10 protein-coding genes are annotated in these 12,077 nt (G+C 59.8%); 6 read left to right on the top strand and 4 right to left on the bottom strand.

Features of this window, described 5'->3' with window-relative positions; genetic code table 11:
• Positions 1-462: transporter substrate-binding domain-containing protein (locus tag RTS12_RS08095; protein WP_312527262.1), on the bottom strand; the 462-nt coding region annotated here is incomplete at its 3' end.
• A 30-nt stretch (positions 463-492) separates the two neighbouring features.
• Positions 493-1,266, bottom strand: coding sequence for an ATP-binding cassette domain-containing protein (locus RTS12_RS08100; protein WP_312527264.1), 774 nt, complete (start codon positions 1,264-1,266; stop codon positions 493-495).
• 285 nt (positions 1,267-1,551) lie between these two features.
• Between RTS12_RS08100 and RTS12_RS08105 the strand changes: the two genes are divergently transcribed.
• The 6 genes from RTS12_RS08105 to RTS12_RS08130 all read left to right on the top strand — a co-directional run bounded on the left by RTS12_RS08105 (position 1,552) and on the right by RTS12_RS08130 (position 9,408).
• Positions 1,552-2,334 (top strand): TetR family transcriptional regulator C-terminal domain-containing protein, encoded by a 783-nt coding sequence (locus RTS12_RS08105; RefSeq protein ID WP_312527267.1) that lies wholly within the window; start codon positions 1,552-1,554, stop codon positions 2,332-2,334.
• Between the two features lie 60 nt (positions 2,335-2,394).
• Complete coding sequence (locus tag RTS12_RS08110) at positions 2,395-3,603, top strand: pyridoxal phosphate-dependent aminotransferase (protein ID WP_312527270.1); 1,209 nt, start codon at positions 2,395-2,397, stop codon at positions 3,601-3,603.
• 104 nt (positions 3,604-3,707) lie between these two features.
• Positions 3,708-4,871, top strand: a complete 1,164-nt coding sequence (locus RTS12_RS08115; protein ID WP_312527273.1) for an acyl-CoA dehydrogenase family protein — start codon at positions 3,708-3,710, stop codon at positions 4,869-4,871.
• A gap of 1 nt (position 4,872) precedes the next feature.
• Entirely contained in the window at positions 4,873-6,936 is a 2,064-nt protein-coding gene (locus RTS12_RS08120; RefSeq protein WP_312527274.1) for an acetate--CoA ligase family protein, read from the top strand.
• Complete coding sequence (locus tag RTS12_RS08125) at positions 6,929-7,717, top strand: enoyl-CoA hydratase-related protein (protein WP_312527276.1); 789 nt, start codon at positions 6,929-6,931, stop codon at positions 7,715-7,717. The genes RTS12_RS08120 and RTS12_RS08125 overlap by 8 nt, the downstream gene beginning before the upstream one ends.
• A gap of 86 nt (positions 7,718-7,803) precedes the next feature.
• Entirely contained in the window at positions 7,804-9,408 is a 1,605-nt protein-coding gene (locus RTS12_RS08130) for a 5-guanidino-2-oxopentanoate decarboxylase (protein ID WP_312527278.1), read from the top strand.
• 213 nt (positions 9,409-9,621) lie between these two features.
• Here the strand turns inward: RTS12_RS08130 and RTS12_RS08135 are convergent, their stop codons facing one another.
• Both RTS12_RS08135 and RTS12_RS08140 read right to left on the bottom strand, forming a co-directional pair.
• A complete protein-coding gene (locus tag RTS12_RS08135) occupies positions 9,622-11,331 on the bottom strand; it encodes a hypothetical protein (protein ID WP_312527280.1) in 1,710 nt (569 codons plus the stop codon).
• A partial coding sequence (locus RTS12_RS08140) for a hypothetical protein (protein ID WP_312527282.1) occupies positions 11,332-12,077 on the bottom strand: 746 nt, incomplete at its 5' end. It abuts the gene before it with no gap.

Raw genomic sequence — 12,077 nt, forward strand, 5'->3', positions numbered from 1 at the left:
CGGTGCAAAATGCTTTTGGGCATAAAACAGGTGACGGGTCCCGACCTGCACGCCAATCACCTTGTCCTTCAGCCCCTCGGGGGTCGCGTCAAACTGCATATCCTTGGCACCGATGACCGCCGATTTGGATTTATAATAGGAATCCGTGAAATCGATGGTTTTAAGACGGTCGTTGGTGATCGACATCGAGGTGATGATCATATCGATCTTGCCCGCGTTCAGCGCGGGGATGATCCCATCCCAGGCCAAAGGCGTGATAACGCAGTCAAGCTTGGCCTCTTCGCAAACGGTTTTGGCGAAATCGACCTCCCAGCCGGTCCAATTGCCAGCGGCATCGGGAACGGTGAAAGGTGGGTAAGGCTCGGCCGAGATACCCACCTTTAACGGTTGTGCCATTGCCGGTGCCAGTGAGGCCATCCCGGCCAAAGCCGCGACAGACAGAGTAGCGAGCAGTTTTTTCATGATCTTCCCTGTTGGTTTCGGTCTTGGTGATTAATGGGTGGATTGGATAAAACGCTTCAGCCGTTCAGATCTGGGCGCGTCAAAGATCTGCTCGGGGGTGCCCTGTTCTTCGATGAGGCCGCCGTGAAAATAGACGATCCGATCTGCGACATTGCGGGCAAATTTCATTTCATGCGTGACCAGGATCATCGTGCGGTTTTCGCGCGCGAGATCGCCGATCACATTCAAAACCTCGCCGACCAGTTCGGGGTCAAGCGCCGAGGTCGGCTCATCAAACAGCATGACCTCGGGGTCGACGGCGACAGCGCGCGCGATCGCGGCCCGTTGCTGCTGGCCGCCCGACAAAAATGCCGGATAGCTGTCACGCTTTTCATAAAGGCCCACCCGTTTAAGCAAGGTTTCCGCTGTGGCGATGGCCTGATCTTTGGGGATGCCCAGTACATGGACAGGCGCCTCGATCACACTTTGCAAAACCGTGCGATGTTGCCAAAGATTGAAGCTTTGAAACACCATGGCCAGCCGGGCGCGAATACGCTCGACCTGCTTTCGATCCGAGGGGATCTGCCCATCGCGGCGGTCGGGCTTCATCGCAATTTTTTCGCCATGAACCGTGATCGTTCCAGCCGTCGGATTTTCCAGCAGGTTGATGCAGCGCAGAAAGGTCGATTTGCCAGAGCCCGAGCCACCAATAATGGCAATCACCTCGCCCTTCCTGGCCTCTAGCGAGACGCCCTTAAGTACTTCAAGCGCGCCAAAGCGCTTGTGCAGACCGGTGACTTCAATCGCGTTTGCGGCTTCGCTCAACAGCAATCCCCCCTGTCATTCCCTTCGATCGGCCCCTTGCGCGGACCGGGTCCAGTGTCGGTTTGCGGCTCCTCTTCCGCGCCCCGAACTGCGGCTTTGCGAATCAATTCCTTCGTTCAGCTGGTTTGAAGATACCCGATCTTTCCAGAAACTATACTCTTGAATAATTATTATTCACCTGCATAGTTTCTTAAGCGAACCCTCAGAATCATCAGCGTTTTTGCTGATGGGTTAGCGGGATCACGGCGCAAATTTCTGCGTTTGGAAAGGATTATGGGTCTGGCAATGGCAGCAACCTTTCGCCGCAATCAAGACTTTGACCGCCGGGCCGAGATGGTTCGGGCAACGCTTGATTGCATTGCGGACAAGGGCATTCAGGGCACGACAGTTCGTGCCGTCGCGACCTATGCCGGTGTCAGCAACGGCCTGATCCGCCATCACTTTGCCTCGAAAGAGAATATGATCCTTGCCGCCTATCGCGAAACCGTCGAGATGCTGACGGCACCCGGTCGCGCGGTAATGCAGGCCGAAAACATTGGGCCGCATTTGCGTCTTGCCAGCTTTATCCGCGCCAGCATCGGTGGCGAAGTGGCCGATCCGCGCATGTTCTCGCTTTGGGCCTCATTCATCAGCCAGGTCAATGTCGATGCTGAAATGGCCAAGATCCACAATGAAGGCCACCTGCCCTATCGCACGGCGCTAGAGCCGATGATCGAGGCGATCATGGCATTAGAGAACCGCAGCCTGACGCGGGAAGCCTGTGAAAGACTGGCAATTTCGCTGAATGCGCTGATCGACGGGCTGTGGCTTGAGGGCTGCCTTTATAAAGATGACCGCACGCCCGATGACTATGTCGAGCTTGGTCTGGAAACGGCCGAGGCGCTTTTGCACACAACCCTTCCCCGTGACGGTTTGGACGAACATGCTTTGGCCAATGATCGCGTTCGAACCGGTCGGGCCTCGGCGCGCAACAAAGACCTGCCCGCCAAAAGCGTGCCCGCGAAGCCGCCCCGTGCAGGCAACCCGGACCAATTGGCACCAACAAGCAAGGATGCAGGGACCAGCTAGGCCGAAATGTGATGGCCCGGCACTGACGACCTACCCTTAACCCGGATCGAAGGATTGACCATGCGCTATGCTTCCATGACCGACCGACTGGCCAGCCTTGGCTCTGACAAATGGGAATTGCATGCCCGTGGCCGCGCCTTGGCCCAAGAGGGCAAACCCGTGATCGAGCTGACCATCGGCGAACCCGACATCGCGCCAGATTCCCAGCTTTTGGACATTTGCAACCAGGCCATGCGCGCCGGGCGCACCCGTTATTCCAACGGGCGTGGCGAGCCCTCGGTGCTTGAGGCTTTGGCCGCAAAATATTCCGCACGCAGCGGCCGAGCTATTACTGCCGACAATATCTTATGTCTGCCGGGTACGCAGACCGCGCTTTTTGCAGTGTTCATGGCGCTGGTCGAGGCAGGCGATCAGGTGCTGGTTCCCGATCCCTATTATGCGACCTATGAAAGCGTGATCCGCGCGCCGGGGGCCGAGGTCGTACCGGTCGCCTTGCGTAAAGAAAACGGCTTTCATCTGACGCCTGCGGATCTTGAAGCCGCAATCACCCCCCAATGCCGCGCGCTTTTGCTCAACAGCCCCCACAACCCTTCAGGCGCAGTCCTAAGCCGCGAAGAAATCCGCGCCATTGGCCAGATCTGCATCAAGCATGACCTGTGGCTTGTCTCGGATGAGGTCTATGAGCATCTGATCTTTGACGCAGAATTTGCCTCGCCTTTGGACCTGCCCGAGCTTGCAGAGCGTACGATTGTCGTCTCGTCGATTTCGAAATCCCATGCCGCGCCCGGCTTTCGCTCGGGTTGGGCGATTGGCCCGCAAGAGTTCTGCGCCCGGATGCTGCCGATTTCGGAATCCATGCTGTTTGGCGGCCAGCCCTTTATTGCGGATATGACCGCCCATGCCTTGGCCAGTGACCTGCCCACTTCGGCGATCATGCGTGAACAATATGGCCGCCGCGCCAAAATGGTGGCGGCGCGGCTGGGCAAGGTGGCGGGGTTGCAACCTTTGCCGCCCGAGGCGGGCATGTTCATCCTGATCGATACCAGCGCCACAGGCCAATCTGGCGAAACCTTTGCCCGCGGCCTTTTGGATAATGTGCTGGTTTCGGTGATGCCGGGATCGTCTTTTGGCGCGCAGGCTGAAAACCTGATCCGGCTAAGCCTGACCGTTCCTGACGAGATCTTGCAAGAGGCCTGCGAACGTATTGCCGCCCATACTGCCGAGTTGATGGCGCAAAAGGGTCACCTTGACCTTCCTGTCCTGGCCTAATCGTCACGCTATCCAGATCCGGGACCGCGCAATGAGGAGGCGCGCCCAGATCTGCTGAACTGATCAAAACATCGGCGCCCCGCGCCCTCTGGGAGGAGTTTGGAATGGATTTCGGCCGGTCTGAAGAACAGGACATGATCGTCAAGACTGTCCGCGATTTTGTCGAGAATGAGATCTACCCCCATGAAGCCGAGGTCGAGCGCCTTGGCCATGTCCCCCATGAGTTGGGCGAAGAGATCAAGCGCAAGGTCATCGATCTGGGCTTTTATGCCTCGAACTTTCCAGAAGAGGCCGGCGGTCCGGGCCTGTCGCATGTCGATTTCGCATTGGTTGAACGCGAACTTGGCCGCGGCTCGATGGCGCTGACCCATTTCTTTGGCCGGCCGCAGAATATCTTGATGGCCTGCGAGGGCGAGCAGATCGCAAGGTACCGCGATCCCGCCGTGCGCGGTGAGCGGATGGACGCTTTGGCCATGACCGAACCAGATGCCGGATCGGATGTGCGCGGCATGAAAACCACCGCGCGACGTGACGGCGGTGATTGGGTCTTGAACGGCACCAAGCATTTCATCTCGGGCGCCGAACACGCCGATTTCGTCATCGTCTTTGTCGCGACAGGCGAAGAAACGGCTGGCAATGGCATGATCAAAAAGCAGATCACGACCTTTCTGGTCGATCGCGGCACGCCCGGCTTCACCATCCGCGATGGTTATAAATCGGTCAGCCATCGCGGCTATAAGAACATGATCCTGGAATTCGAGGATTGCCGCCTGCCCGATGCGCAGGTTCTGGGCAAGGTCGGTGGTGGGTTCGAGGTGATGAACGACTGGCTTTACGCCACCCGCATCACCGTCGCCACCATGGCTGTTGGCCGCGCGCGCCGCGTATTTGACATGATGCTGGACTATGCCGCGCAGCGCAAACAATTCGGCCAACCGATTGGCCGCTTTCAGGGAGTTGGCTTCCAGATCGCCGACAGCATCACCGAAATCGACGCAGCTGACTGGCTAACCCTTGCGGCTGCATGGCGCTTGGATCAGGGCTTGCCCGCCAATCGCGAGATTGCCTCGGCCAAGGTTTATGCCTCGGAGATGCTGGCTCGAGTCACTGATCGCGCCATTCAGGTTTACGGCGGCATGGGGCTGATGGACGACTTCCCGATCGAGCGTTTCTGGCGTGATGCGCGCGTCGAGCGTATCTGGGATGGCACGTCGGAAATTCAGCGCCACATCATCTCTCGCGATTTGCTGCGTCCTTTGGGGGCCTGATATGAAAGACTTTGCGATGCGCGACCTGTCTCGGTTGTTGCGCCCCAAATCCATCGCCGTCATCGGCGGCGGCTGGTCGGTCGCAGTCCTGAAGCAATGCCAGAAGATGGGATTTGAGGGTCAGCTTTGGCCGGTCCATCCCACTCGGGATAGCATTGCCGATCTGCCCTGTTATCGTTCTGTGGCCGATCTGCCCCATGCGCCCGATGTGACCTTTATCGGGGTCAATCGCGATGCCACGATCGATGTGGTGCACGAACTGGCCGCGCGGGGCGCAGGGGGCGCGGTCTGTTTTGCTTCGGGCTTTGCCGAGGTTGCAGATGGCGAAGAGCGCACCCGGGCGCTGCTGGAAAGCGCTGGGGCGATGCCAGTTCTGGGCCCCAATTGTTACGGCTTTATCAACTATCTTGACGGCGCGCTTTTGTGGCCCGATCAGCATGGTGGCAAGCGCGTCGACAGCGGTGTCGCGATCATCGCTCAATCGTCAAATATTGCGATCAACTTGTCGATGCAAAAACGTGGCCTGCCAATGGCCTATGTGCTGACAGCGGGCAATCAGGCCCAGACCGGGCTGTCGGGTCTGGCCGATGCGGTTCTGGACGATCCCCGAGTGACTGTCTTGGGCCTTCATATCGAAGGTTTCGATGATCTGGCCAAGCTAGAGGCGGTCTTTACAAAAGCGCGCGCTAAAAATGTGCCCGTGGTTGCCATCAAAGTCGGGACCTCCGAAGCGGCGCAGGCCATGACCATGTCCCATACCGCCTCACTTTCGGGCGCGGATGCGCTGGCAGATGCGTTTTTCGCGCGTATGGGCGTGGCCCGTGCCCGTTCGCTGGACGAATTCGTCGAGACGCTCAAGCTGCTTCATGTGCTGGGGCCGTCACCAGATGCCACCTTGGGATCAATGAGCTGTTCTGGGGGCGAGGCCTCGTTGGTGGGGGATCTGGCCGAGGCGAACGGGATGGACCTGCGCCCCCTTAGCCAAAGCGATGCAGCGCGTGTCAAAGCGACGCTGTCAGATATGGTGACAATCTCTAACCCGCTGGATTATCACACATTCATCTGGGGTGACGCCGCCAAAATGAAGGCCACATATGCCGCGTTTTTGGAAAGCGGCTTCGGTCTGTCGATGCTGGTGATCGACATCCCACGCGAGGATCGCTGCGATGACAACGGCAGCTATGCGGCAATCGAGGCGGCATTGGCGGCGGGCAAGGAAAGCGGGCGGCGCTTTGCGCTTGTTTCAAGCCTGCCCGAGAATATGCCCGAGGCGCTGACAGAAACCATTATGGCCGCCGGGATTGCGCCGCTCATGGGGCTGGAAAGCGCAATCCGCGCGGCGCGCCATGCTGCCAATATCGGCGCCGCATGGGCCGCCCCTGCGCCCCAGCCATTGGCCTTGCCACAAGCTGGCACCGCCTTGCCTGCCCTGGATGAATGGCGATCGAAAGCAGCATTGCGCGAGATCGGCATTGCGACCCCCAAGGGCCTGCTGGCCGCCGATCCCTCGGAGGCGTGGAAACTTGCCGAAAAGCTGGGCTTCCCGGTGGTGTTGAAAGGGGTTGGCGATCATCTGTTGCACAAAACCGATCTTGGGGCCGTGGTCATCAATCTCAAAACCCCCGAGGAAGTCGCTGCAGCAGCGTTTAATACGGCCGCGCTCGATTGTCAGTTTCTGGTCGAGGAAATGGCGCAAAACGCAGTCACCGAACTGATCGTCGGCCTGTCGCGTGATCCGCAGTTCGGGTTGTTTTTGACCATCGGCGCGGGCGGTATTCTGGTCGAGATCTTGCAAGACAGCCGCGCGATTTTGCTTCCCGCCAGCCGTGATGAAATTCGCGCAGCGCTGCTATCGCTGCGCATTGCGCCGATCTTGCACGGTTATCGCGGCAAACCCGGTGGCGATATTGATGCAGCCGTCGATGCGATTGCCAAAATTGCCGAATATGCGGTCACCCATGGTGATCAAATCGAGGAACTTGACGTCAACCCGTTGATGATCATGCCAAAGGGCGTGTTGGCCGTCGATGCGTTGCTACGCCCCAGAAAGGTAAGCCATGTCTGATATCGTCAAAACCCGGCGTGACGGGGCGGTGCTGGAAATCACCTTTGATCGGCCCAAGGCCAATGCGATCGGTCAACCCTCCAGCCGGGAACTGGGTCAGGTTTTCGCGGCTTTTCGCGATGACCCTGCGCTGCGCGTTGCCATTTTCACCGGCGGAGGCGACAAGTTCTTTTCCGCGGGATGGGATCTGAACGAGGCCGCAGATGCAGGTGGCTCGGGCTATGTTGCTGATTACGGCGTGGGTGGCGTTTACGGCTTTTCCGAGCTTGAGGGCCTGAACAAGCCGATTATCTGCGCCGTCAACGGCTATGCCATCGGTGCGGGGTTCGAGATCCTGCTTTCGGCCGATTTCGTGATCGCGGCAGAAAATGCCCAATGCTGGCTGCCTGAAACAACGCTTGGGGTGCTGCCCGATGTCGGCTCATTCCTTTTGCCTAAAATGCTGCCAAAGGTGATCGCCAATCAGGTCCTTTATGGCGGGCTTACATTAGAGCCTGCCGATCTTCTGCGTTGGGGATTGGCCAATCAGGTTACGCCCAAGGGGCAAGCCATGCAGGCCGCCCGGGAATTGGCGCAGCGCATTTTGCGCTCGGCCCCGCTTTCAGTCGAGGCAGCAAAAGAGACGGTGCGCCTGGCCGAGAAAAAGACCCTGCGCGAAAGCTATCACGCTATGCGGGCGGGCGAATTTCCGGCCTTTCAACGCCTGATGGACAGCGAGGATGCGCTTGAGGGCCCCCGCGCCGCCGTTGAAAAACGCGACCCGATCTGGAAGGGCCGCTAGGCCCTTCTCCTTCTGCTTTGACCTGCGACATTGGCATGCCGTCTCGGCATGCCCCCTGAAGCTATTGCTTTGAAAAGGATTGTGTCTTGAAAACCCTTGCCAGCTATCTGCTTGAAAGTCTTAGCGCTTATGGCGTGGATACGGTCTTTGGTATTCCGGGGGTGCATACGGTCGAGCTGTATCGCAGCCTGCCGGCAAGCGGCATTCGCCATATCACCCCGCGCCATGAACAAGGTGCGGGCTTCATGGCCGATGGCTATGCGCGGGCAAGTGGGCGCGTCGGCGTTTGCTTTACGATCACGGGGCCTGGCCTGACCAATATTGCGACCGCGATGGCGCAGGCCTATGGCGATTCCATACCAATGCTGGTGATTTCCTCGGTCAACGCCAGGGGGCGCATGGGCTCGGGCGCGGGCTGGCTGCATGAGCTGCCAAATCAACAGGCATTTGCTCGCGAAATCTCGGCCTTCAGCCAGACAATCCTTTCGCCCGAAGAGCTGCCACAAAGCTTGGCGCGCGCCTTTGCCATTTTTGGCTCGGCCCGCCCGCGCCCGGTTCATATCGAAATCCCAATGGATGTGCTGGAGCTGGATGCCAGCGCTTTGGCCCCGGTCAAACCCGGCGCCGTCCCCGCCCCGCCGACGGCCGATGCGGGGGCGATTGCGCAGGCGGCGCAAATGCTTAACCGTGCCGAAAACCCACTGATCATGGTGGGTGGAGGCGCTATTTCGGCGGGTCCGGCGGTGATTGCGCTCTGCGAAAAGCTGTCAGCGCCTGTCATCAGCACCGTCAATGGGCGCGGGCTTTTGCCGCCAGATCATCCGCTGAACCTTAGCGCCAGCCCCTCGACCGAGGCGATCCGCAGCCTGATGAAGGCGTCAGATTGCATCCTGGCGGTCGGTACCGAATGCGGGCCGACGGATTATGATATGTATGTCACGGGCTATCCAAGCCTGCCGGGTCAGATGATCCGGCTGGACCTTGACCCGCAACAGGCCATGCGGGGATTTCTGCCCGACCTTGCACTGATCGGCGCGGCAAAACCCACACTCGAGGCGCTTTTGCCCCAGATCATGCAAAGCGCGCCCCGCGATCACAGCGCCCTGCCCGCATTGCGCAGCCAAGTTCGCACGGATCTGCCCCAGATCTTGCAGGCGGGCTGTGCCCTTGTCGAACAGATCCGAGACACTCTGCCCAATCTGCCCATTGTCGGGGATTCAACGCAGGCGGTTTACGGCGCCAATCTTGACTATGCCGCCCCCGCCCCCCGTCTTTATTTCTGTTCGGCGACCGGCTTTGGCACTTTGGGTTATGCATTGCCCGCAGCGATCGGAGCGGCGCTTTCAACCGCTGTCCCGACGCTGGCCTTGATCGGGGATGGCGGGCTGCAATTCACCCTGCCCGAGCTGGCTGTGGCGCGAGAGCTGGATTTGCCGCTGATCGTGCTGATCTGGAACAATTCAGGCTATCGCGAGATCAAAACCTCGATGATCGACATGGGGGTCGTACCGGTGGGCGTCGATATCTTTACGCCCGATTTCCTCACCTTGGCCAAGGGTTTCGGTTGCCATGCTGTTCCCCTGTCCAACCTGTCAGATCTACCCGCTGCGCTGCATGATGCAGCCAAGCGCAAAGGCCCAACCGTGATCGAGATCATGGAAACCACAATTCTGGATGCCGCATTTCCCTGATTTAGTTGGGTAAAAGGCAGCGTCGTACAGAATGGCGATCCTTATGGGGTGGCGTGGCCCGTTTTTGAAAAATCTGGCTTCGCCCGGCGGCATCGAGGGGCTTTCTGGCGGCCCCTTCGCCGGTTTTCAGACTTGGGGCAAGCGAAAGCCCCCCCTGGGCCTGTTCATTCACACCTCGCCGTCATTCTCTGGTCTCGACATTTTTGGGTCCCGTCATTCCCGGGTATCGTCATAGGCCAGTCTCGATGTCGTCCCGCCCCATGCTGGCGAGACGCGCCTTGCGATCCAGCGCCGGATCTGTCCGCTTTCATCGCGGATGACCGAGGGGACGCGGCGCAACAGCACACCCTCGCGCGGGACCTCTTCGTCGAAAAGGTCGAAAGGCGTCGGCGACAGCACCTTGCCTTGCGCATGCTCGTTTCCATCAAAGCTGCCTTTGCGCAGGATGAACCCACCTTGGTTCGAGGTCGGAACCGGCACCATTGGCAGCCAATAGTCAGCCGGTAAGATCTCTAGCGTCCAGCGAAGATCCGCACCCGCTTGAGGATGGGCAGGCAGCGCGAATGGCGCGCCATCTCCTGCGCGATCACGCGCACGGCCATCTGCCCCTTCGACGCATTTTTCGATGGCCCAGACGACATTCGCGGTCTCGTCTCGCGCAAAGACAACCTCTTCGATGGCCGGCCCCTCCATCGCGGGTCGGGCATTGGGTGGAATGACAAAGGACCTTTCGCTCTGAGCGTCGCTGCGACTTGTCTCATAAAGCCTGAAATGGCCCCGACGATTGAGATCGGCCGCGGGCGCGACAGCGATCGTTTCACCGAATGTGGTGCGGTAGCTGACGGAAGTGACCTCGGCCAGAATACCACGCGGAAGATCGATCGGCGCGATCAACCAATCATTGCCGTAGATCGTCGCATATTCCAGAAAGGCCAAGCGGGCGAGGTCGTTGGGCTGCACCTCGGTCACGCCAAAATTCGCCAGCCCATCTTCGAATTCCCACATCCGGTTTGCGGGCATCCCGGCATAGCGCAGCTTGGTGGCATGAACATGGGCGTGATAGGTTTCCACTTGGGCAGCAATGGGATCTTTACTCTCGTTGCCAAACGCCCCCCCGGCCACCAGATCGACACTGTACCAGTCGATGGCCCCGCCCAGATGGCAGGGCGCCTCAAGGCGCTTGGCATCTGCCTCGCCGCTCGCCTGCAGGGCAAAGCGGTATTCAAGGCGTTTGGCAAACCAGCTGTCGCTGAGTTGGCCCCGGCGCGAGACGTTCTGGCGATACCAAACCAGCCAATCAGCGGCGGCATGGGCAATCTCTGCCGGCTCAGCCTCTAGCCAGTCGGGGGTGCCGGCCTCAAGTGCAAGAGCCGCTGCCTCGGCATCGGGGATATGGCGCAGCACCATCTGCCATGCGCTATCGGGTTTGGCCGCAAGAATATCGGGGGCATCCGGGTCAAAGGCGCAGCCTGCCTGCAACAAGGCCTCGCCCGACCAACCCAAGGGCGCAAGGGCTGCGATCAATGCGCTCGCTGCCTCGGCGCGGGCGCGCAAATTGGGGGGGGACCAGGGCTCGGCCTCGATCTCAGGCTCAAAGATTTCGCCCAAGGGCATCGAGATCGCCGCATGGCCAAGCGCGGCATCGCCGTGGCGTATCGCGGTCAGGGGCCGCGCCTGCGCCGTGATCTGTACTGAGACCGGCGTGCCGCAATCCTCGCCACGAAATTCCCCCATTTGCCATTGCCGCGCGATCAGCCACAGCGGGTCATGCATGCGTGCCTCGATCCCGGCGATCGGATCTCCGGACAGCGATTGCGGCTCAAGACGGGTCCAGGCCGGGGGTTTGCGCAGCAGGTCCTGTATCGCAACATCCTTTAGCACAATTTGAGCAACTGCATCGCGAAAAACGGCGGGCTTGACCATTCACGCCTCCTTGGTGAAGGTGAAGTTGCGCAGCGCGCTGGTCGCGGCAACAACTTGTTTGTCATGAATAAACTTGCTCCAATCGATCAGATCTTCGCCCTGAAGCGACCAGCTTTGGGTGTAGATTGCGGGCAGGATGCGCCCCGCCAGCGGCAGGGTCTCTAGCGTGACCAGCCGCGCCTTTGCCAAATCCAGCAGATCATCGAAAAGATTGCACAACAGATCTTCGTTCCAGCGCGCGCCACCCGGTGACACGGCCAGCAAAAGCATCTGAGGTGGCTCGGCGCCGGGCGCATCGGCATGGATCGCGACCCCCGCCGTCATTCGCGAGATCGCCGAAGATCCGGCCCCCAATGCCTCACGGCGCGGCATGGTCTCGGTCCATTCATCGATCAACAGGCCCATGATCCCATCATCGATCTGAAAGCCGTCGGGCGCATCTGCCAGCAGCGATACCACCGGGCAGCTGGTCGAGGCGACATCCATCGCAACCCTGCCCCCAATCCAAACATCCAGCGGATTTTGCCCCATGCCGCAAAGTTGGCGCACATTATAGCAAGGCCCATTGCCCGCGATTCCGGACAGCAGGGCCAGACGCGAGAAGCTGGCGAGCGGCGCGCGCACGCTGCCAAAGTCGGAAAGATAACGCTCTGGCTGGCCCGCGGGAACCGGGGCAATCGCGCGTTCGCCCTTTGGCTCGGCCGGATCGTCCGGGGCGAAACGATAGGAGATCGGCAGGGGAAACC

This window comes from Paracoccus sp. (in: a-proteobacteria) (assembly GCF_032007265.1).
In the GTDB taxonomy this organism is placed as follows: domain Bacteria; phylum Pseudomonadota; class Alphaproteobacteria; order Rhodobacterales; family Rhodobacteraceae; genus Paracoccus.

Excerpts from the sequence above, each read along its gene's own strand:
- RTS12_RS08135 (WP_312527280.1), bottom strand. The coding sequence starts at position 11,331 with ATGGTCAAGCCCGCCGTTTTTCGCGATGCAGTTGCTCAAATTGTGCTA.
- RTS12_RS08105 (WP_312527267.1), top strand. The coding sequence starts at position 1,552 with ATGGCAGCAACCTTTCGCCGCAATCAAGACTTTGACCGCCGGGCCGAG.
- RTS12_RS08120 (WP_312527274.1), top strand. The coding sequence starts at position 4,873 with ATGAAAGACTTTGCGATGCGCGACCTGTCTCGGTTGTTGCGCCCCAAA.
- RTS12_RS08110 (WP_312527270.1), top strand. The coding sequence starts at position 2,395 with ATGCGCTATGCTTCCATGACCGACCGACTGGCCAGCCTTGGCTCTGAC.
- RTS12_RS08115 (WP_312527273.1), top strand. The coding sequence starts at position 3,708 with ATGGATTTCGGCCGGTCTGAAGAACAGGACATGATCGTCAAGACTGTC.
- RTS12_RS08125 (WP_312527276.1), top strand. The coding sequence starts at position 6,929 with ATGTCTGATATCGTCAAAACCCGGCGTGACGGGGCGGTGCTGGAAATC.